The 21,220-nt window shown below is 41.5% G+C and carries 19 protein-coding genes; 18 read left to right on the top strand and 1 reads right to left on the bottom strand.

Annotation, left to right across the window (positions count from 1 at the left end):
• Positions 1–40: 40 nt before the first annotated feature.
• The 17 genes from O4H49_RS16225 (at position 41) to O4H49_RS16145 (ending at position 18,249) form a co-directional block, all read left to right on the top strand.
• Positions 41–613, top strand: coding sequence for an acyltransferase (locus O4H49_RS16225; RefSeq protein ID WP_269424490.1), 573 nt, complete (start codon positions 41–43; stop codon positions 611–613).
• 24 nt (positions 614–637) lie between these two features.
• Positions 638–2,446: a hypothetical protein gene (locus O4H49_RS16220; protein WP_269424489.1), complete on the top strand. Its 1,809-nt coding sequence runs from the start codon at positions 638–640 to the stop codon at positions 2,444–2,446.
• Between the two features lie 1,497 nt (positions 2,447–3,943).
• Positions 3,944–4,966, top strand: coding sequence for a Gfo/Idh/MocA family protein (locus tag O4H49_RS16215; RefSeq protein WP_269424488.1), 1,023 nt, complete (start codon positions 3,944–3,946; stop codon positions 4,964–4,966).
• Positions 4,966–5,946 carry a hypothetical protein gene (locus O4H49_RS16210; protein ID WP_269424487.1) on the top strand — a complete coding sequence of 327 codons (981 nt, stop codon included), beginning with the start codon at positions 4,966–4,968 and terminating at the stop codon, positions 5,944–5,946. The genes O4H49_RS16215 and O4H49_RS16210 overlap by 1 nt, the downstream gene beginning before the upstream one ends.
• A gap of 25 nt (positions 5,947–5,971) precedes the next feature.
• Positions 5,972–6,571, top strand: a complete 600-nt coding sequence (locus O4H49_RS16205) for an SIS domain-containing protein (RefSeq protein WP_269424486.1) — start codon at positions 5,972–5,974, stop codon at positions 6,569–6,571.
• A gap of 29 nt (positions 6,572–6,600) precedes the next feature.
• Positions 6,601–7,281, top strand: a complete 681-nt coding sequence (locus tag O4H49_RS16200) for a transaldolase family protein (protein WP_269424485.1) — start codon at positions 6,601–6,603, stop codon at positions 7,279–7,281.
• 6 nt (positions 7,282–7,287) lie between these two features.
• The gene (locus O4H49_RS16195) at positions 7,288–8,076 is read left to right on the top strand and encodes an HpcH/HpaI aldolase family protein (protein ID WP_269424484.1); all 789 of its coding nucleotides are present in this window, start codon (positions 7,288–7,290) and stop codon (positions 8,074–8,076) included.
• A 5-nt stretch (positions 8,077–8,081) separates the two neighbouring features.
• Entirely contained in the window at positions 8,082–8,753 is a 672-nt protein-coding gene (locus tag O4H49_RS16190; RefSeq protein ID WP_269424483.1) for an HAD family hydrolase, read from the top strand.
• A complete protein-coding gene (locus O4H49_RS16185; protein ID WP_269424482.1) occupies positions 8,750–9,529 on the top strand; it encodes an SDR family oxidoreductase in 780 nt (259 codons plus the stop codon). The genes O4H49_RS16190 and O4H49_RS16185 overlap by 4 nt, the downstream gene beginning before the upstream one ends.
• 31 nt (positions 9,530–9,560) lie before the next feature.
• Positions 9,561–10,322 (top strand): SDR family NAD(P)-dependent oxidoreductase, encoded by a 762-nt coding sequence (locus O4H49_RS16180; RefSeq protein ID WP_269424481.1) that lies wholly within the window; start codon positions 9,561–9,563, stop codon positions 10,320–10,322.
• Positions 10,323–10,358: 36 nt separating this feature from the next.
• Positions 10,359–11,132 carry a 3-deoxy-manno-octulosonate cytidylyltransferase gene (gene kdsB / locus O4H49_RS16175; RefSeq protein ID WP_269424480.1) on the top strand — a complete coding sequence of 258 codons (774 nt, stop codon included), beginning with the start codon at positions 10,359–10,361 and terminating at the stop codon, positions 11,130–11,132.
• 3 nt (positions 11,133–11,135) lie between these two features.
• Positions 11,136–12,098, top strand: a complete 963-nt coding sequence (locus tag O4H49_RS16170; RefSeq protein ID WP_269424479.1) for a phosphoglycerate dehydrogenase — start codon at positions 11,136–11,138, stop codon at positions 12,096–12,098.
• On the top strand, positions 12,095–13,024 hold the full coding sequence (locus tag O4H49_RS16165; RefSeq protein ID WP_269424478.1) for a class I SAM-dependent methyltransferase: 930 nt from the start codon (positions 12,095–12,097) through the stop codon (positions 13,022–13,024). Before O4H49_RS16170 ends, O4H49_RS16165 begins: the two co-directional genes overlap by 4 nt.
• The gene (locus O4H49_RS16160) at positions 13,014–13,940 is read left to right on the top strand and encodes a glycosyltransferase family 2 protein (protein ID WP_269424477.1); all 927 of its coding nucleotides are present in this window, start codon (positions 13,014–13,016) and stop codon (positions 13,938–13,940) included. The genes O4H49_RS16165 and O4H49_RS16160 overlap by 11 nt, the downstream gene beginning before the upstream one ends.
• Complete coding sequence (locus O4H49_RS16155; protein WP_269424476.1) at positions 13,928–15,112, top strand: glycosyltransferase; 1,185 nt, start codon at positions 13,928–13,930, stop codon at positions 15,110–15,112. The genes O4H49_RS16160 and O4H49_RS16155 overlap by 13 nt, the downstream gene beginning before the upstream one ends.
• Positions 15,113–15,149: 37 nt before the next feature.
• On the top strand, positions 15,150–17,102 hold the full coding sequence (gene asnB, locus O4H49_RS16150) for an asparagine synthase (glutamine-hydrolyzing) (RefSeq protein WP_269424475.1): 1,953 nt from the start codon (positions 15,150–15,152) through the stop codon (positions 17,100–17,102).
• A complete protein-coding gene (locus O4H49_RS16145; RefSeq protein WP_269424474.1) occupies positions 17,095–18,249 on the top strand; it encodes a glycosyltransferase family 4 protein in 1,155 nt (384 codons plus the stop codon). Before asnB (O4H49_RS16150) ends, O4H49_RS16145 begins: the two co-directional genes overlap by 8 nt.
• Positions 18,250–18,289: 40 nt before the next feature.
• Here O4H49_RS16145 and asnB (O4H49_RS16140) read toward each other — a convergent pair whose 3' ends face one another.
• Complete coding sequence (asnB, locus tag O4H49_RS16140; protein ID WP_269424473.1) at positions 18,290–20,224, bottom strand: asparagine synthase (glutamine-hydrolyzing); 1,935 nt, start codon at positions 20,222–20,224, stop codon at positions 18,290–18,292.
• A gap of 132 nt (positions 20,225–20,356) precedes the next feature.
• On the opposite strand from asnB (O4H49_RS16140), the gene O4H49_RS16135 reads away from it, so the two are divergent.
• Complete coding sequence (locus tag O4H49_RS16135; RefSeq protein ID WP_269424472.1) at positions 20,357–21,067, top strand: glycosyltransferase domain-containing protein; 711 nt, start codon at positions 20,357–20,359, stop codon at positions 21,065–21,067.
• Positions 21,068–21,220: the final 153 nt, after the last annotated feature.

Below are 21,220 nucleotides of genomic sequence, written 5' to 3'. Positions count from 1 at the left end.
ATATTATAAATTACGCTTATACTTTGAAGGGCCCTAATTTATGTGTAACTTATTGATTTCCGAAATAAAAGATTGGATTTATTCCATCAGCCGTTCAATACCAGGCCAATCTGGATTCTGGATCAGAAAAAAATTACTCCAATATTCTGGCTTAAAGTTTGGTGATAATACGGGAATTAATGTTGGTTTTTTCATTTCGGGTATCCCAAACATCACGTTAGGAAACAACGTTTCTTTTGGTCGAAACTGCTGCTTAGAATCCTCCAAGGGCGTCATTAAAATTGGAAACAACTGCGCACTAAACCACAACGTCACATTATCTTCTGACTTTGGGGAGATTATAATTGATAGTGGGGCGCTTATCGGCCCGAATACATTTATCAGCTCCTCAAACCACATTATTAAAGGGAGAAGGGAAATTAGAGAACAAGGGCACAAGAAAGGTAACGTACGAATAGGAACTGAAACTTGGATAGGAGCAAATGTAACAATTCTTTCTGGAGCAAAAATAGGTGAAGGAGCCGTTATTGCAGCTGGTTCTCTTGTTCGCGGAAGAATACCTCCCTTCGCAATAGCCGCGGGCATCCCCGCGGTAGTTAAGAAATATCGTTAAGACTCAATTTAAGTACCTCCTAAAATGAACTCTCTTAATCAAACCAAAGCCCATCACAAAACCAATTTTGACTGGTTATTTCTCGTCAGCTCAAATACTTCGCGCATCCGCGAGAGTGATGTCCAAGACTTATTTGAGGCATATACCCATCATACAGAAAGCCCAATAACAGCCTTCATTAACTTATTAGGGACTCTTTCTGTCATAAACCATGCCCACCCATTATGGTGGGCAACAGATATAGCTTCTCGTAACCGAATTAATGCACTAACAATAACTGAAGCAGATAACTGGATCACTATTTCCAAAATATTATCTTTTGCAGAAAAACAACAATTCGGTATAAGGATTTCATCAAACGCCCCCCCTTTACTAGCGAGAGCCACATATATTTATGCCAAGGAAAAGGGCATATCGACGGAATATAAATCTATAAACATGAGTATAAAACGCTTAGGGCAAATACAAAAATTACTTAAAGAATCCCTACGCTCTACTAAGTGGATTTTGATGACTAAGCTACTTTACGGTCACTATACTCCTTCAAAAAAACCTGTACACATAATAAAAAGTTTCACTTATAAATCCGCATTCCAAAAAAAAGAAAAATACAATGATCCGTTTTTTGGAACCCTGTCATATCACATTGAAAATATGAATAAAAATTCTATAACTATTATTCAAGGCTTTTCTGATAGACTAGATTGTTATGCCCTCATTTCCCCTAATCAAAGAGGAAAAATTATTCCTTTTGAAATATTTCAAAGTATACTAGACCCTATAACACATTTATTTTCTGTTGTTTTTACGGGAATTTTTAACCCGCTAAAGTTTCCGAGAAAACTCTACCTACAACAAGAACTCTTACCCAGCCCCAACACGTCTTTAACCAAAATCAACTGGGCACCATTGGCCCAAGTCGCCCTTGAGGATGCAATCTGGACCATACAATTACCCCAACTTATGGCCGAAGTGGCGGGTCGACGAATTGCGTCTAGATATAACATAGAGAGCTTATTAATGACCTGTGAAGCAAACCCTTGGGAGTTCATGTTCATCAAAGGATTGAGAAGTGTTACCGCTAATTTATCCATAAAAGGATATCAACATTCAGTCGTCCCGCCAGCAGCACTCGGAATGTTTACGACTAAAGAAGAACAAACACTCAGGCCATCACCAGATATAATTTTCACCACAGGAATAGCCCCAATGCGTATGCTTGAACGCTATGGCAACGGGAACCGCGGAAGAACTCGCCCGGCTTGCGCTTTGAGATATGAGTACCTCTTTAAATCCCCTCCTAAAAAGCACAGACAACAGCCAATCAAAAAAATACTTGTCGCCCTAGAAGGTCTGATAGAAGTGGCAGACTTAGTAACATACCTCTTTAAGGAAGCGCCAAAGAACCCAACGGTTAATTTTATTATCAGAAGTCATCCCGTACTTCCACTAAAACAAATTCTTACCCATTTACAGTTTTCCAACCAAATTCCTGATAATATTATGATAAGTAATTATATTTCAGTAGAAGAAGATTTACAAAATTGCGATGCGGTTCTTTATTGGGGAACAACTGTCTCACTTGAATCTATACTATATGGAAAACCAATAATTCACTTCAGTAAAGGCGGAATATTTAACTACGACCCACTTGTTGAGTTGAAAAATTTCAAGCTTTGCACGGACTCACACAAACCCCTTAAAGAGTCTATTACAACACTAGATTCTTGGTCTCAAAAAATCTTTGAACGAGAGAAGTCTGCTGCTCAAAAATATGTTTATGACTACTTTCACCCCGTCAACACAGAAACGATGTCTCTTTTCATGCATTAACACCCAAGCGCATCGCAAATATTCAAATGTATATCCTCCTGAGGTCCCCTAAAGTAAAGCGTTTGAATTTTCTTGAATCAGAACATGAAGAGCTTATCGCAATAAAAATTCTGGATATAGCCATTTTTAAATTAACTCAGAGGAGTAATTTCTAAAGCTAGAGCATCGGGCCTTTAAATAGACTCTTATGGGATTCCCTTTTTTGGCAAGAGTTATTCAGGGGGGATCTTCGCAGTCGGATTATTGGGTATGCGCTCTCGAGGCATTCTCGCCGTCCCGCGGCCCGCTTATTTGGGGTGAGCGAGAGTTATGCCATCAAGGCTTTACAGCCGGTTGAGCAGTCAGGGGGACTCTCATGGCTCACAACCTTGTCGTAACCCCTCGGGCAGTGGTAAGCTCTCCCTACGATGATTTTTTTTGACAACTGTTGTTGAGGAACGCCCAGAGATCACCATGCCTGAGCTGGTCGCCTGTCTGAAGGAACCCCATAGAATTCGGGCTTGGCCAGCCTCTTTGTCCCGGCTTTTACGCATACTGGGCTTCAGCTATAAAAAAACACTGATGGCCAAGGAACAAGAACGCGCAGAAGCCCATAAACAGCGACATATCAGGGTTGCACAACGACAGCTGCGCATGCGACTTAAACCGCATCGATTGATTTTTATTAATGAGACCTCGATCAACACCAAGATGATACGGTTACGGGGGCGGTCACTGCGGGGGACACGCTTGTATTCAACAGCCCTTTTGGGCATTGGAAGACGCAACCCCTCATCACCGTGCTTCGTTGTAATCGCCTGATCGCCTCTTGGGTTCTCAAATGCCCGATGAACAGAAAGACCTTTGATACTTATATCGAAACCCAGTTGGCACCAACCCTGCAACGAGGAGGTGCCGTGATCATTGACAACTTAAGCCTCACAAAAGTGAAAATACTGCTGAAATCCCTAGGGCATGGCTCCTCTTCTTACCACCCTATAGTCCCGATCTCAGCCCAATCAAAAACCGACTCTTCGAAAAAATGATCTTCTTCAAAGAGTTGGGCTGGAGCATTCTAAGAAATAGCAACGAAATTACAGCTAAAACTGATTGATGTTATGGTCTATTGCTAGGTCGTAGATTCCATTAGAGACTTTACTAAAACTATTTCCAAAACTTAAACTATTACAGGAAATATTTTATCGAATAAACTATTGTTAAAAAAATAATATTTGGAATTTTCCCGCAAAATAGCCCTTAAGTTGCTCAAATTTCAATACGATATTTACGCTTAATATTTTTTGACAGCTTACAGTTATTTAACTAGGATCGGCGGGTAATATGGACGCCAAAGATGAAGCTATCTTAACCCTGATGAATAAGTATCTTTCCGACCGTAAAATAAATCACTTCCCGCTCCAAACAACGATCACTTATGTTAGTCGGTTCTTCAATCCATATCCTCAAAAAACACCAACTTTTATAATTGGCACATAATTTAAAAGGGCTAACTACAATATGAAAAGCCAAATCTATACCTGTGGCATCATTGGTTTTGGCTACATGGGTGAAATCAGAAAAAGGGTCGCAGATCAATTTGACGAACTAAACGTGATTGGAGTTAGCGAAGTATCAGCTGAAAAAAGAGCACGGATAAAGGGTTGCCCTGCATTCGAAACTTACGAAGAACTAATGGAACTTGATCCAGATATTCTTTTTGTCTGCACACCAAACGTGTACTCACCAGAATTATGTATTCGCAGCATGCAGGCAGGTAAGCATGTTTTCTGTGAGAAGCCTCCGGGGCGAAATCTACAAGACATTCAAAACATAGTTAATGCTCAGCTTCCAGGCACTAAGTTAATGTTTGGGTTCAATCATAGATTCCACCCTGCTGTCCTAAAAGCCAAGGCCGTGATTGATGCTGGGCGCCTGGGTAATGTAATATCTCTAAGAGGCATTTACGGTAAATCAGGCGGACAGGATTTCAAATCATCATGGAGAAACGAAAAAGATATATCTGGAGGTGGAATACTTTTAGACCAAGGCATCCACATGCTTGATATCTTCAGATTTCTTGGCGGTGATTTCCCTGTCGTAAAATGCATAACAAGCAAATCATATTGGAACTTTCCAGTAGAGGATAATGCTTGCGTAATACTTATGAATGAACAAGGGAAACTGGCTTCGCTCCATTCCTCCGCAACTCTCTGGAAGCATACCTTTAGATTTGATGTGACCCTTGAAGAGGGATACCTTTCTGTACAAGGCTTACTTTCAAAAAGTGGTAGCTATGGACGTGAACAGATTATCATCGCAAGAAGGCAGTTTGAAAACGAAACAGAAGCAGTTGGTAATCCAGCCGAAGAACTAACTTACTTTGATAAAGACCTTTCTTGGGAGCTTGAAATGAAGGAATTTATTTCCTGCATTAGCGAAAATAAAGAAGTTACAATAAGCTCAGCTTATGATGCATTAAAAGTTATGGAAATCATTGATACAGCTTATAAAGATGCCGGGACAGAAAAGGCTGAAGTATAATGAGAAGTATTTTACTAACCAATAGTTACGATAAATCTGATATAAAACCCACTATACTTATACAGGAATATCAAAAGCTTCTCACACAAGATATTCAAGATTTCTTTAAAAAACCTACACGCAAAAATCAAGCTTGTAACGCCTGTAATGCACCAACAACAGAACCAGCATTTTCACGGCTAAAACTACAATATAATGAGTGCTTAAGTTGCGGATCGCTTCAAGTCGATGATAGACCAACAACAGAGCAGCTATCAGCATTCATAAAGTATTCAAAAGCTATACCTTATTGGAATGAAAAATTAGCTACTTCGACGGCACCTGAGCGCTTCAAACACATTATTCAGCCTCGTTTAGATTGGATTGCTCAAGGCATCAGTGAGTACAAAAATGCTTCATCCAAAATAGGAATTATTGATGCGCAGCCTGATTACACTGAAGCACTAAAAGCACTTCCAAACCTATTCTCTCCTCAAAACATTCACTCCCTTCATTCCCCTGATAAAAACTCCATATCAATTTCATCCCTAAAAGGAAATTGTCTTGATGCCTGCCTTGCTTTTGAAAGTTTTGATGCCAGTTTACATCCTCGCGATGATTTAGGAAAAGTAGCTAAAGCTCTTAATAAAGGAGGCCTCTTGTTCATAACGTCAATACTAGGCTCTGGATTTGATATCCGGGTCCTGAGAGAGAGATGTGAAAGCATCCTTCCTCCGGACAGGATGAACCTATTTACGGTCGAGGGTTGGAAAATCCTTCTTCAAGATTCAGGTTTTGAAGTATTAGAATTCAGTACTCCTGGCTCGTTCGACACCAACAATGTTAAAAGTGAAATCAACACCAATAAAGAGTTCTTACAGGACAAATTTGTAAGCTATCTTTTTAGTAATAGAGAACAAAAAGACCTCGACGCATTTCAGAACTTCTTACAGGAAGCCTTATTAAGCTCCTACGGACGAATTCTAGCGCGAAAAGTCTAAACTTAATAAAAGAAAGGGTTAGCATATGCAATTTGTCAACCGTTACATCGAAGATGCAATCGACATTTTAAAAAAAATAGACCAGTCACAAGTGGAAAAGATGATCCAAATTCTTCTCGACACTAGAGAAAATAAAGGACGCCTATTCCTTATTGGTGTTGGTGGGAGTGCGGCAAATTGTTCTCATGCGGTTAATGATTTCCGTAAACTTGCAGGCATCGAGACCTATAGCCCTGTCGATAATGTTGCTGAACTTACAGCCCGTACCAATGATGAAGGCTGGGAAACAGTTTTCTCATCTTGGTTAGAAACCAGCCACATCAATAGTAAAGACGTTGTAATGGTCTTCTCAGTTGGTGGTGGCAGTAAAGAAAAGAATGTCAGCGCAAATATCGTTCATGCCTTAGACAAAGCCAAAGAAGTGAACGCAAGAGTAATGGGCATAGTGGGTAGAGACGGCGGCCACACAGCAAGGGTAGCTGATGCTTGTGTCATTGTTCCAACAGTAAACCCGGACACGATCACTCCACACGCAGAAGCATTCCAAGGCGTCATCTGGCATCTTATAGTTGCGGATCCGCGCTTGATGCAGATTAAGAACAAATGGGAATCTCTCGCAGTTTAATAAGCGCGCTAATATTAGGAATAACACTCATGGCCATTTTCATTGATACTGGCAAGATCGAAGACATTAAAGAATTCCACCGAATGGGTATCATTCGGGGGGTGACGACTAACCCAACAATCCTCTTGAAAGAGGGGGTAACCGGGGGTTGGGACGGTATAAAGGAGCGCATGACTGAGATTGCAGCTATTATCAATCCTTTGCCTCTATCTGTTGAAGTCACAACAAATGACCCAGATGGGATGATCGCAGAAGCAAAAGAGTTATCAGCCTTGGCTGATAATATTAATATCAAAATTACTATACATGGACCTGAAGGTGAAATTGAAAACCTGCAAGTTATTCATGAATTAGAAAACGTTCATGATATTCGTGTTAATGTAACTGCTATGATGAGTGCGCAGCAGTGTTTCCTCGCAGCCATGGCGGGGGCCAGTTATGTTTCAATATTTGGGGGGCGCGTCAACAACATGGGATATGATTCCTGTGACGAGATTGCACGCCTCCGTCGTCTTCTAGATAAATTTGAATTAAAATCAGAGATTATTGTCGGCTCAACTCGCGAAGTTCTCAACATTATAGAATGGCTTGATTCCGGAGCTCATATTGTTACGGCAACACCTTCCTTGATCAAAGGCATGATTGTTCACCCATACACAAAAGAAACCGTCCAAATGTTCTTAAGAGACGGCGCAAAACTAAGGAAATAATCAGCTATGTGCCTGACGAACCGCCGTAAAGAATTGAAGCATGCTTTACGCACTCGAAAACGAGTACTAGCTGCTTGGACTTCGCTTTCTCACCCCTCAATTACAGAGATCTTCACGCGAGCTGATGTCGATTTCGTAGGCATCGACATTGAACATAGCACCATTTCTCTAGAGCAATCTCGAGATATTATTGCAACCAGCCAGGCTGGGGGGAGTTTATGCTTACCCCGGATTGCATCTCACGACATGGAGTCAATAAAACGATTACTGGATTCTGGTGCTGACGGGATTATAGCCCCGATGGTTTCAAACGTAGAAGAAGCACAACAACTCATCGATTGGATTAAGTTTTCCCCTCGTGGAAAGCGGAGTTTTGGTGTCGCTCGTGCACACGGCTATGGATTCGATTTTCAAGAATACACTTCAAGTTGGAATGATGTTTCATCTTTTATCGTTCAAATTGAAAATGTCGAAGGCATCAATAACATCGATGAAATTGCCCGATTAAACGAAGTTGATGGTTGTATGGCAGGACCATATGATCTTTCGGGTTCCCTCGGCGTTCCTGGGCAAATAGATAGCCCTGAAGTTAAGGCCGCCTGTCAGAAGGTAATTGATGCATGCAAAGCAGCTGGAAAGGCGTGTGGGACACAAATTGTAAGCCCAACAGTTGAAAACGTAACCGAAGCTTTCGAGGCAGGATTTACTTTTATTGTGCTTTCTTCTGACGTCTTTTTGCTTTGGAAATGGGCCGAACAACAACAAGCCTTAGTCAAGCAAGTTCGCGCTAATTAAATCTCATGCAACAAATCCTAACAACAATTTTTCTGGACCTTGATGGTACACTAATTGAATCCGTAGGGATAAAGGATCGTGCTTTTCATGAGCTTTTTTCCGACATGCCGGAATTTTTACCCGCCATTATGGACTATCATCTATCTCATAATGCGACAGTACGGTTTGATAAGTTTAAGTACATCTACAAGAACATACTTAAAACAAATTTATCACCAGAAGCTGAAGAAAATTTAGCGACACGTTTCAGTAAAATTGTTGTAAATAAAATACTCGCTACGGAAAACACACCCGGTGCGGATGCCTTTTTAAATTACTTTGTAGATCGTGTTCAACTCGTTCTTATATCCGTCACCCCAGACCAAGAGCTTGAAAAAATAGTACAAGGCAGAGGTCTTTCCAATTACTTCCATACAGTTTATGGAGCAAGCTGGAAAAAAGATGATGCAATGCGTCATTTTATGGAATTAAACAACGTTAAATCTGAAAGTTGTGCCTTCGTAGGTGATACCGCCGAAGATTATTCCTATGCACAAAAGGTCTCTATCCAATTTGTGGGGCGTGATAGCGGGAAAACTTTCCCCCAGAAACCGGATCATTTATACAAAGATATGAATGATATTACGATTCTTCTTCAGAAAAAATACGATCTAGAAGCGAGACAAGCAGAAAAATGAGTAATTATCTTGAAGGCCTCTTTAATCTCAAGGGGAAAACCGCTGCCGTGATTGGGGGGGGAGGGCATCTCTGTGGAGAAATGGCTCGAGCATTTGGTCGCGCAGGGGTATCCGTCGCTGTTCTGGATCTCCGCCTTTCAAAGGCGGAAGATGTTGCTGAACAAATAAAAGCGGAAGGCGGCAAAGCACTTGCTTTGGAAATTGATGCCACTGACGGAGAATCTCACAAAGTTAACCTCGCAAAAATTATTGAACAATTCGGCCAAGTTGACATTCTTATCAATGGTGCGGGAATTAATGCGCCGACACCTGTATTAGATATTCCGAAACAAGAATATCTTGATATTATTGACTCACATTTTGGGTCTACTCTCATTGGTTCGCAAATTTTTGGTACCCATATGCTGGATAATGGGAAGGGGTCGATAATCAACCTTTCTTCTGCCTCTGCAAACCCTCCTCTTTCGAAAGCCTTTAGCTATTCAGCCGCCAAAGCTGCAGTGTTAAACATAACAAAAAACCTTGCACGCGAGTGGGGGCAAAAAGGAGTTAGGGTAAATGCGCTTCGTCCAGGTTTTTTCCCTACTGAATGGAGCCAAGAGCATTTCATCGATGAGGCAAGAGAGAAAGCTATCCATGGACACACGCCGATGGCGCGTTATGGACAACCAAATGAACTCGTCGGCGCGGTACTTTGGCTGGCTTCTGATGCTGCCGGTTTTGTTACAGGCGCAGAGATTGCCGTTGATGGTGGTTTCTCATGTATGACAATATAATCACTTACTATTCCCAACACTTGGAAAAAAAATGACTTTAAGAACAGCGATTGTCACAGGCGGATCAAAAGGAATTGGTTTTTCTATTTCCAAAAAATTTTTACAAGCTGGGTGGCGTGTCCTTAGTTGTGCAAGAACTGCAAGCGATGAACTAAAGAGTCTTCAAGCAGAAAATCCAAGCATCAAGTTCCATACTATGGATGTGCAAAAAAGAGATGATCACACTAAGGCAATCGAAGAAGCCTTAACTTGGTCAGGATCGTTCAATACATATATAAATTGTGCAGGTTTTTCACAATGGAAAAAACTTGAAGATTATGATGATTTATTTCTCAATCGTATTTTCGACACCAATATAAAAGGTGTAATATGGGGTTGCCAGGCGGCTGCTGTTCATTTATCGAATGAAGGCACGATCATCAACATCTCCAGCTTAGCTGGCAAACGAGGTAGTGCTCAAAACGGCGCTTATTGTGCATCAAAGTTTGCCGTAAATGGCATCACTCAATCTTTAGCAAAAGAACTCGGGCCAAAAAATATTCGCGTAAATGCTGTGTGTCCCGTGTACGTTAAAACACCTAGTGTTCTCGAAGCTCTAGAAGATGATATCTCTCCCGCACAGGGAAAAAATGTCGATTGTTACCTTGAAGAATTCACTCATCAACAAACCGCATTGAAGCGATTACCTACAGGAGAAGAGGTTGGATCGACTTGTGTATTCCTTGCTTCAAGCGAGGCGTCTGCGATTACCGGTCAATGCATCAATGTCGATTGCGGTGTCCTCCCCCAATAAAATTCGGACTCTTATGCCAATAAGGATTTCCTGATTATGTCACAACGTAAAGTGATAGCTGTAATACCGGCTCGGATGGGCTCATCACGTTTCCCAGGGAAACCCCTCGCCCAAATTCTTGACTTACCGATGATAGAGCATGTACGCCGTAGAGTAATGCTGTGTAAAGCCATCGATGAGGTCGTCGTTGCGACATGCGACCAAGAAATTGTTGATACGGTCCGGGAAGCAGGTGGGAAAGCAGTAATGACTGCCGATAGTCATGAACGTTGTACTGACCGTGTTGCAGAAGCCATGCAGGAGCTTAATGGGGATATCGTGGTTATCGTGCAAGGTGATGAGCCTTTGTTAATGCCAATAGCACTAAATCATCTGGTAAATCCATTCACACAAGATCCAACGATTAACTGCGTAAATCTGATTTCAAAAATTACAACACCGGAAGATTTGGCAGATGTTGATATTGTCAAAGCAATACTTGCAGAAACAGGAGATGTTATGTACTTCACAAGAGCAGCTGCACCATATCAGCGTGTTGAAGGTCAACGCCCCATGTTTCGGCAAACAGGGTTATCCGCATTTAGCCACTCATTTTTAACAGAATTTACAGCGCTAACTCCTACCCAATTGGAAATTATTGAATCCGTCGATTTCCTGAGGATTTTAGGGCATGGTTACAAGATACGCGCAAGTATCTATGGCAATCGCACAATCGGAGTTGACCGTCCAGACGACGTTCTTACTGTTGAGAATGAGATTCGAGATAACCCGGAACAATCCGAAATTTATAACCGAATCATGGTTCTATAACAAATGAACGCACGACCATCTCTTAAAAAAATAGCTGTCGCGTCTAGGACTTTCTCGCAACACCCAACCCTGAGAAAAGAGCTTCTAGAAAAATATCCCCAGGCTAAATTCAATGATGCCGGGATCAGTCTTAAGGGTAAGGGTTTAATCGATTACTTAGAAGATGCTGATGGTGCAATTCTTGCGCTTGAACCAATTGATAATGATATATTATCAGCCTTACCTAATTTAAAGGTGATTGGAAAGTTTGGCGTCGGCTTTGATAAAATTGATCTCCAAGCCCTTATTAATCACAAAGTTCATCTTGGATGGACTGGTGGTGTCAACAAACGAGCAGTATCAGAACTTGCACTATGCATGATGATTTCACTTTTGCGACATGTTGATATTTCAGGACGAGAAATTCGTTCTGGAGACTGGAAATTACGACCAGGTCGTGAATTGAGTTCTCAAACTGTTGGTATTATTGGGTGTGGACATGTTGGAAAAGATCTCGTTTACCTTCTAAAGGCTTTTGGCTGTCGGATATTGGTGACTGATATAAATCCTGATCATGATTTTTACACACACCATAAAATTACTCACGTTGACCTCGATACTCTTGTAAAATCAGCAGACATCATTAGCCTGCACACACCGTTAAATGAGAATACACGGAACCTAATTTCTGCCGAGAAGCTCAAATTAATGAAAGAAAGCTCTATATTAATAAATACAGCTCGGGGCGGGCTTGTCGATGAAGATGCCCTCAAAATTTCTCTTCAGAGAAACCAGATAGCTGGAGCGGCTTTCGATGTTTTCGCCAGTGAGCCACCAGAAGATATAGAACTACTACAATTGAGTAATTTCCTTGTAACGCCACATATCGGTGGTAGTGCCGCTGATGCTATATTGGCAATGGGCCGTGGTGCGATTGATGGATTAGAGAATAATAGAGTACCCGAAATTGGGGTTTACCCAGTATGATTGACTTCTGCCCTGCCTGTGGAAATCCCTCATTAAATAATCAGCAAAAGTATATGGGGAAAAGTGATTTTTTCTTGCCGGACACTATTCTGAATTGCACTCATTGCGGGTTAGGTATTGCTAGTCCAATGCCAAGCTCTTTAGAGTTAAATATGTACTACGCTGGTCAATATTGGACAGATCCAGGCCTCCCATTCACTCCTAGCTACTACCCCACAACCTATACCTTAGCCCTGTCTCGCTGGAAACAACTCACCCCCCTTATTGAAAAATCACCTGAAAGTGCTCATGGTTTAAAGATATTAGATATTGGATCTGGACATTCTTTTTTTGGTACTATCGCCTCAGAATCATCGATCATGATGGGCGGCGGTTATTATGCCGTTGAGCCTGATAATAACTATCGAGAAATCGCCAAAAAAAATTGGAAAAGTACTGACTGCAGTTCTTTTTTTTATAATTCCTTGGATGAAGTCTGTGATCAATTTGATTTAATAACAATCTCACACGTACTTGAACACGTAACAGACCCTATTGATTTTATAAAGAATATTACAACTTATTTAAAACCAGATGGGATACTTTTTATCGAAATTCCACATAGAGATGATCGTTTTAAAAAAAATGTATTCCCACACCTTCTTTTCTTTACAAAAGATGCTTTAAATGAATTGCTAATTTCCTGTGATCTTTTACCAATTTCAATAGAAATCAGAGGGGTTGATGCTTCTTCTTCGGTCCTATCTCAATACGGGAAAGGCCTCCGACATTATCTTCCGAAAATTTGGCAACGCGTAGGGAGATATTTTCCTAATTCATTAAATCTAATATTTTACAATTGGTTACTAGCTCCCGAACTACAACACCCTCAAGGGACATGGCTTAGAGGAATAGCAAAAAGGAAGGTTTCTCTTTTTGAAGACTGATTTTCTTAAAATCGCTTACGTCATTCCGACAAAAGACCGTCCTAATGATCTACAAGTATTACTCAATAGCTTTGAAAAACAGAGTGTCCCGCCAGAGCAAATTGTTATATGTGACGGATCATCACCCTCAATAGAGGGCCTTTGCAAGAAGCACCCTAAGCTCCCAATCACATATGTTCGCTGTTTCCCTCCTTCATTATCCAAACAACGCAATGCTGGAATGGCCGCGGTCAAACCAAATATTACTATTGCTGGCTATCTGGATGATGACATTGAGTTAGCACCAGATGCTAATGAAAGAATGCTCTCCTTCTGGCAGACCACGTCTAAGGATACTGGTGGCGCATCTCTAGGGGTGGTCAATCAACCGATACCTGTCAGAAAAAAATTGTATAGTTTTTTCGGCATCGACGGCTCTGACCCAGGAAAAGTACTAACCTCTGGCTTCGCCACATCGATTCCATACCCTGCTCAAACAATTGAAACACAATGGCTTTATGGCGGTGCTACTCTATGGAAAAGGGAGATATTTGAAAAAATACAATATGATGAGTGGTATATAGGACACGGTTATTTGGAAGATCTCGATTATAGCTACCGCGTTTCCAGATCACATCGACTTTATGTTGTAGCAGATAGTAAATGTTGGCACTACCCCAGCGAGATTCCTGATAGCAAACGTTTTGTATTTGGTCGGCAGCAAATTTTCAACCGCCTCTATTTCACAAGAAAAATGGCAACCTTTTCAAAACCAGCAATTGCTTGGGCAATTTTTGGCCTTTTTTTAATCGCCTTTTTGGGTTTTCTCCGACATATGGACGCTCCAAGGAAAAATCATCTGTTTGGGATGCTTTCAGGCTTGCTATCTGTATTTAGAAAGCGTCAGGAAGGGTTCGATGGCTCATGGAAAGAGTAAATACCGTTCCGAATATTCTTTGGATAACACAGGGTTGGCCTTCTGATGTTGCTCCTTCCGCCGGAGCTTTTCACTGTGAAACAGTATCAATTTTAAAGCAAGAATTCACTTCATTAACAATTGCAAATCCTATCCCATGGGTACCTTACCCTTTAGAAAAATTCTCTACACATTGGAAAAACTTAAGTGCCATACCAAAATATCAAAAAGACGGAAATACTGAAATTTATCGCCCCAGGTATTTGACCACTCCAAAGGAAAATCATCTTTTCCTAGCGCATTTGTTCCAACACTACAGCTTATCAAAAATAATAAATAAAGTATCTCCTAGCCTGATACATGCTCATTTTGCTTATTCAAGTGGAGCAACTGCCTTATGGATCAAGAGAAAAAGGGGAATACCTTATGTACTTACGCTTCATGGAGATGACGTAACTGTTTATCCATATAGAAATAAACGAGCATATAAATTATTTAAAAAGACAGTACTTGGCGCTTCAAAAGTACTTGCCGTTAGCCATGCCTTGGCAGAAGAAGCTAAATCATTAGTTAGTGTAGATATCGACGTGCTCCCAAATGGAATAGACACGACGAAATTTTTTACAAAAAAAACAAAAGAAGAAGCAAGAAACTCATTAGGCTTACCTCTCGATGCCGATATAACTATTTATGTAGGAAATTTAACTGAAGAAAAAGGAATTTTGGATTTAAAACAATCATTAATGTCTCTGAAATGGGATAAGCGGGTCTCTATATTTATTGGAGATGGGCCAGAACTAAGTAATCTACAATCAGATCCAAGAAACGTTTGTCTCGGAGCTATTCCTCGCCTGAACATCCCCGTATGGCTAAAAGCTGCTGATTATTTTTTATTGCCTTCCTACCACGAAGGATTGGGACAAGCTGCTGTTGAAGCAGGGGCCGTGAATCTTCCGGTAATCGGTGGCAATGTTGGAGGTTTGGCTGGTTTGTTAAAAGACCAGCGCGGTATATTAGTCACCCCTGGAAACACGGCAGAAATAACTCAAGCATTAGAACTCTTAAAAGGAACACCTCAATACGCAAGAAAAATCGCAAATAACTTAGCTTCTTACATAATTAAAAACCATGATGCACACCACTGTGCCAAATACCTAGAAAAACTATATATACATTTAACCGCAAAAAATTAATCAATTCAGCAAAACAAATATATAGGAACACGTTAATATGTGCGGTATTGCAGGCTATATAAAGATATCTTCAGCAGAACTGGATACTGTAAAAGTTCTTAACGATGCATCCAAAAGCATTCAGCATCGAGGCCCTGATGCTACAGGTTTTGGTATCTGGGCTAAGGGGCAGGGAATAGAAATTAACAATCATACCTCTGCCGATTTCGCCACAAAATCTCCTGATGTAGCATTTATTCATAAGCGTTTGGCTATTATTGATACCTCCACGAATGGTGACCAGCCGATCAAGAGTCAAGACAACAGATATCTACTGATCCAAAACGGAGAAATTTATAATTATATTGAGCTAAGAGAAGAACTCAAAAAACTTGGGCATGTTTTTCATACAGAATCAGATACAGAAGTTCTCTTAAAAAGCTATATACAATGGAATTGTAATGCATTTGAACGCTTTATAGGTATGTTTGCCGTAGCGATTCTCGACACTGAAAGTAACGAAATCATACTCGCACGAGATTTTTTTGGAATTAAACCACTCTTCTATACTCAAACGAATAACAATTTCTTTTTTGGATCAGAGATAAAATCATTATTAAAATTCCCAGGTGTTCGCAATAAACCAAACCTTTCTTCTGTTAGAGACTATCTCTCCCTTGGCTTGGTAAATCATAATCAAGATAGCTTTTATGCTTCAATTAAATCCATCAATCCGGGACATTACTTAAAAATAAATCTAAATACTCCTCAGAACGTTCAGATTTATAAATATTACAACAGGCAAACAGCCAAACTCACAACAAAAGAAATTTCTTTTCAGGACGCCGCTCAACACTTGAGAAAGTTGTTCTTAGAAAGTGTACAGCTTCATATGCGTAGCGATGTTCCTTACGGAGCTGCTTTATCAGGCGGAGTTGATTCAAGTGCCATTACTGCAGCTATGAGGATAATAGGTGGAAGTAAAGCGAACTTACAAACGTTTACCTACAGCACGAAAAATACGACATTTGATGAAGAATCTTATGCTGACATTATGATACAACGTGCGAAAACAACCTCTCACAAAATCACATTAAAGCCGCAAAACTTACTCGCCGATTTAGACAAAATTTTACACACACAAGATGAACCATTTGGCAGTACAAGTATTTATGCACAGTACAAGGTTTTTGAGGAAGCAAACAACGCTGGGATAAAAGTAATTCTAGGTGGGCAAGGAGCTGATGAAATTCTTGCTGGTTATAGATCCTATTATACAGCAGCTGTAGCGGGCCTAATTAAATCCGGCCAAATCGTCAAAGCTCTTAACTTAACTCATTCACTTTCTAAACAGGGCAAGGTATCCCTCTCAAATTTTTTATTTCGTGTTATTACACGTCTTTGCCCCCCAGTGATTAGTAAAGAAATACACCGGATCTATGCCGAAACTGGAATAAATTCAACAATAAGCTGGAAATGGTTCGAAGATAACGGAGTTATCGGTGAATACACCGATCTACCAGGCACTGCAAAGAGCCTCCACCAGGCATTAGAAGGAGATCTTTCCTATTTCAATCTGCCAGGCCTCCTCCGTTACGAAGATCGAAACAGTATGGCTCATTCTTTGGAAAGTAGGGTACCCTTTGTAACGCCTACAATTGTCGACTTTGTATCTTCTTTGCCGGATGAATATCTCATTGACAAGAATGGGCAAGATAAAGCCGTATTTCGTGCAGCAATGCGCTCTCTCGTCCCAGACGAAATACTTGATCGTACAGATAAAATAGGTTTCCAAACCCCAGAAACAGATTGGTTTCGTGAAATTACTCCTTGGATAAGACAGACTCTAAAAAGTGATTATTTTCAAGATCTTCCATTTTTCAAAACGAAAGATGTCAAACAATGTTGGCAATCTTTTGAAGAAGGACATATAGAATTTCCCAGATCAATATGGCGTTGGGTTAATCTTGCCAAATGGGCTGAAATGAACGGGCTTCACTTTAATGAATAACAAAAATTCCCGTTCCCTCACCTACGTATCATTTGAACCACTGCGTCAAGGCCATGCATCCTACACGCATGTGATTGAAATAATCGAAGGACTAAAGAAACAAGGCTGGGATATCAACCTCATAGCTCCGGCGTATAATTCCACAAATCTGCCAGGAATAATCTCACGGCTTCTCGCGTTTGCAAAATTGTGGTTCAGAACCCTGCTTTCTCCCAGAACAGATATCTATTACACCAGAATGCATTTTGCAGGATTTTTCGTTTCCCTGATAGGAAAGTTGAGAAAAATCCCTACAGTTGTCGAAGTAAACGGCCCTTTCGATGATCTTTATATTGCCTGGCCATCCGTCAAGAGATTTGCTTTTTTCTTTGACAAGCTAATGCTGGGGCAAATGGAAATGGCTTCAGCAATTATCACTGTTACAGAAGGATTGAAAAAATATTCCGAAACAAAACTGGAGAGGTCAAAAAAAAGGTCATTATTTGAAGTGGTGCCCAATGGGGCCAATACCTCAATATTTAAACCAATTAAACAGCTTCCAAAGCGCAAGGATGTTGCCATCACACCAGACCTTAGGGACTATGCTTCTTTCTACGGAACCTTCGCTCATTGGCAGGGATTAGATAAACTTCTAGATGCGGCAACTTCCTCTGAGTGGCCACCAGAACTCGACCTAAGGCTGGCTGGTGACGGCGCGTTAAGACAAAAAGTAGAAAAAGCGGCAGAAGACCATTCACACATCCACTATCTAGGGCGCATAAACTACCAGGACATGCCTTATTTCGTGGCCAGCTCAAAATTATCATTCGTCCTGACCCAGGATATATCAGGAAGAGGTCAGTACGGTTTATACCCGTTAAAAATGTTTGAAGCTCTCGCCGCAGGCATCCCAGTGATTACAACTCAAATGCCCGAGCAAGCCGACATCATTATCAATCATGAATGCGGGCTTGTTTTAGACAATCCCTCTCCAGAATCCCTTTGTCATGCAGTCAAGCTTCTCTACAACGATGATCTCATGAGAGAAAAATACGGGCAAAACGGCCGCAAGATTACGGAAGAATATTATTCCTGGGAAAAGCTAGCAAGCAAAACACATCTGATTTTGTGCAAAGTTCTTTCAGACGAGGTACATGTCAAGCAGTAACGCCTGAGCCTCCTTATTCCAGTACCACACGTTGCTAACTTCACGAGCAATGATATGAAGACCATGACAACAGCATAAGGGCGGGCCAGAGATCTCCTTCCCGATTAGCCCCCTTTTGATGTTCGCTCCAAGCTCTCTGTATCATCTTCATATCCAGCAACGGCTCCACTCCATCTGACGGTGAGTAAACCAAGGCTTGTCCCCACTCTTTCAAGTCGTTTCTAAGCCAGTCTCGCAAAGGTACATCAAAGCCTTTCTTCGGACGATCAACCAGTTGTCGCGGCACGTATTTATATAGAATTTCACGCAACAAGCATTTCAATCCGTCCTGTGAATTGGCGTGCCATTCTGCTGGAAATGACCAGCAAAGCTTGGCGAGATCCTGGTTGAGAAATGGCGTACGTACCTCTAAAGAGGTCGCCATACTCGCCCGATCCACCTTTACCATCAAATCTTCTGGTAAATAGACTAAACTATCAGAAACCATTAGTGACTTAAGATCACCAAGCTCAGACATTTTTAGAGAATCAAGTGGCCATGCTCGTTCATAGTCCCAGTTTTCAGTATTTGAAACACCTTTGACAGGAATGGCATCACGCCAAAAGCTGGTATGGTGCTGCGAGATTTCACCGAGAGACCGCGCGCAACTCTTCATCAGACCTTTACGAATTTTGGCGCCGTATCTGCTTGGGCGCTTTCGAAATACCCCCATAGCAAGATCCAGCTCCCCCCAAGGCAATTCCGCCAAAGCCTTTGACAGAACGCGGCTTCCGCCAAAACTCTTCTTCCCCTGAAAATTTTGTAAAATTTTCAGGTAGCGTGAATAGCCCGCAAACATCTCATCTCCACCATCACCGGAAAGAGCAACTGTCACGTGTTTCTTGGCCAATTGGCAAAGAAGCATCGTCGGCAACTGAGACGGATCGGCGAAGGGCTCGTCATAAACCTGTGGTATCCTGTCCACCAAATTCAGAGCATCCTGTTCAGTGACAGTCATCTCTGTGTGATCCGTCCCCAGATAGCGGGCGATAGCCTGTGCCTCATCCGCCTCGTTAAAACGCTCGTCTTCAAAACGAATAGTATACGACGATATAGAGGCGTTCTTTTGTGATTGGGCCAAGGCTGTTACCAGAGACGAATCAATACCACCCGAAAGGAAAGTTCCCAAAGGGGCGTCTGAAGCCAACCGCCTCTGAACAAGAGAATTAAGCAGTTCATCAATCTCGTTCAGAGCATTATTTCTAGTACCCTTATAGTCAACACTATTGGATAACTGTGCCTGAGAAAATCCATCCCAATAAATATCTGAATGTAGATCATCTGTTAATTCTAATATCTCACCAGCTTTTAATTTTTTTACGTTCGTATAGATTGACCCTGGAGCAGGAATATACCGCAATCTGAAAAAGGTAATAAGCGCCTCACGATCAATTTGTCCCAGCGATACTCCCAGCTCTGGAAGTGCCTTGATCTCCGACGCAAAGTACAGCACCTGGTTCTGATAAACATAATATAGTGGTTTCTCACCAAACCGGTCACGTAACAAACTCATTTTCTTGAGTTTTTTATCCCATAACGCAATTGCGAACATTCCATCCAGAAACTCAAGAACACGCCTTAATCCCCAGCGTGATATCCCCACCAAGAGCGTCTCTGTATCGGAATGTCCTAGCCAGTCAACAGCATCTTCAGCCTCAAGGGCACTTCTCAATTCCTCATGATTGTATATTTCACCATTGAAGGCGATAACATATCGGCCACATTTCGACGTCATAGGCTGACGTCCTGCGACCGACAGATCTCGGATAGACAGCCGACGAAAACCAAGGCCAGCTCTGCCTTCCTCACAGACCCACTCATCGGAATCGTCAGGACCTCTGTGGGAAATCATTTCTGAGCTACGTTTCAGGCGTCGCACTAACCCCTCTCTATTCTCACAATTCATCAGATGAGCGACACCCACAAACCCGCACATATTTTATGCCCTATAGTTATTTTTACACTTGATACATGATAGGTAATCTCAGCTTGTTCAGCATCGTATTAAACGCTACCCTTTGACTAAAGCTTTAATTAAACTACATATTTGACGTTCTGGAGATTATCTTTGGCAATCAAGAAAGTAATCTATACGACCATTGTCGGAGGATATGACGCACTCTTGGAACAGCCTTGTTACCCCGGGTGGGATTATATTTGCTTTACTGATTGCAAATCTAAAAATTTACGCTCCCTAACAGGCTTTTCTAATTGGAAACAGATTATCTATGACAACCCTGGTGTGGACAATACCAGATATTCGCGAATGCCGAAGCTTCTCCCACATCGCTTCCTTCCCGATTATGAATACTCAGTTTATATCGATGGGAATGCGCGTCTGATCGCAAACCCCGAACATTTACTAGATGAACTCTCCTGGCCCGATTTTGGTGCCGCGTATCATCCTTTTAGAGATAATGTTTACGATGAGTTTACAGAGTGTTCTATTTTAAAAATGGACGACCCTGATATTTTTCAAAAACAACGTGAGAAATATTTTCAAAACGGTCTCCCAGATCCCTCGCAGCTTATCGAGAACAACTTCTTGATCAGGCGCCATAACCTTCCTGACATTCAGAACATTCATGAGCAGTGGTGGCAAGAGTTGCTCTGTCACAGTAAACGTGACCAGCTTTGTTTGCCTTACGTATGCTGGAAAAACAACGTTCAGCCCACCTTGATGACGCAACAGTTAAAACATGAGTATTTCCGTAAAAAAGCTCATTACCGATCACTCATGGCGCGACTTGTCCGATCTATTGGCAAGCGTCTCAAGTAGGTCTCGCCCCATTTCCTGTGTTTTTCCGTGGAACAAAAAACCCCCTTAGTCATTCCTGACTAAGGGGGTTTTTTAATTGGTTGCGGGGGCAGGATTTGAACCTGCGACCTTCAGGTTATGAGCCTGACGAGCTACCGGGCTGCTCCACCCCGC

It is taken from the genome of Kiloniella laminariae (assembly GCF_027214005.1).
Taxonomy (GTDB): domain Bacteria; phylum Pseudomonadota; class Alphaproteobacteria; order Kiloniellales; family Kiloniellaceae; genus Kiloniella; species Kiloniella laminariae_A.
The sequence above is the reverse complement of the archived record's forward strand: the minus strand, read 5'-3'. Positions and strand labels throughout refer to the sequence as shown.

Bases quoted from the DNA above. Each gene is read 5' to 3' on its own strand.
- O4H49_RS16190 (WP_269424483.1), top strand. From the start codon at position 8,082: ATGCAACAAATCCTAACAACAATTTTTCTGGACCTTGATGGTACACTA.
- O4H49_RS16225 (WP_269424490.1), top strand. From the start codon at position 41: ATGTGTAACTTATTGATTTCCGAAATAAAAGATTGGATTTATTCCATC.
- O4H49_RS16180 (WP_269424481.1), top strand. From the start codon at position 9,561: ATGACTTTAAGAACAGCGATTGTCACAGGCGGATCAAAAGGAATTGGT.
- O4H49_RS16165 (WP_269424478.1), top strand. From the start codon at position 12,095: ATGATTGACTTCTGCCCTGCCTGTGGAAATCCCTCATTAAATAATCAG.
- O4H49_RS16170 (WP_269424479.1), top strand. From the start codon at position 11,136: ATGAACGCACGACCATCTCTTAAAAAAATAGCTGTCGCGTCTAGGACT.
- O4H49_RS16215 (WP_269424488.1), top strand. From the start codon at position 3,944: ATGAAAAGCCAAATCTATACCTGTGGCATCATTGGTTTTGGCTACATG.
- kdsB (WP_269424480.1), top strand. From the start codon at position 10,359: ATGTCACAACGTAAAGTGATAGCTGTAATACCGGCTCGGATGGGCTCA.
- O4H49_RS16205 (WP_269424486.1), top strand. From the start codon at position 5,972: ATGCAATTTGTCAACCGTTACATCGAAGATGCAATCGACATTTTAAAA.
- asnB (WP_269424473.1), bottom strand. From the start codon at position 20,224: ATGTGCGGGTTTGTGGGTGTCGCTCATCTGATGAATTGTGAGAATAGA.
- O4H49_RS16210 (WP_269424487.1), top strand. From the start codon at position 4,966: ATGAGAAGTATTTTACTAACCAATAGTTACGATAAATCTGATATAAAA.
- O4H49_RS16145 (WP_269424474.1), top strand. From the start codon at position 17,095: ATGAATAACAAAAATTCCCGTTCCCTCACCTACGTATCATTTGAACCA.
- O4H49_RS16185 (WP_269424482.1), top strand. From the start codon at position 8,750: ATGAGTAATTATCTTGAAGGCCTCTTTAATCTCAAGGGGAAAACCGCT.
- asnB (WP_269424475.1), top strand. From the start codon at position 15,150: ATGTGCGGTATTGCAGGCTATATAAAGATATCTTCAGCAGAACTGGAT.
- O4H49_RS16220 (WP_269424489.1), top strand. From the start codon at position 638: ATGAACTCTCTTAATCAAACCAAAGCCCATCACAAAACCAATTTTGAC.
- O4H49_RS16200 (WP_269424485.1), top strand. From the start codon at position 6,601: ATGGCCATTTTCATTGATACTGGCAAGATCGAAGACATTAAAGAATTC.
- O4H49_RS16195 (WP_269424484.1), top strand. From the start codon at position 7,288: ATGTGCCTGACGAACCGCCGTAAAGAATTGAAGCATGCTTTACGCACT.
- O4H49_RS16155 (WP_269424476.1), top strand. From the start codon at position 13,928: ATGGAAAGAGTAAATACCGTTCCGAATATTCTTTGGATAACACAGGGT.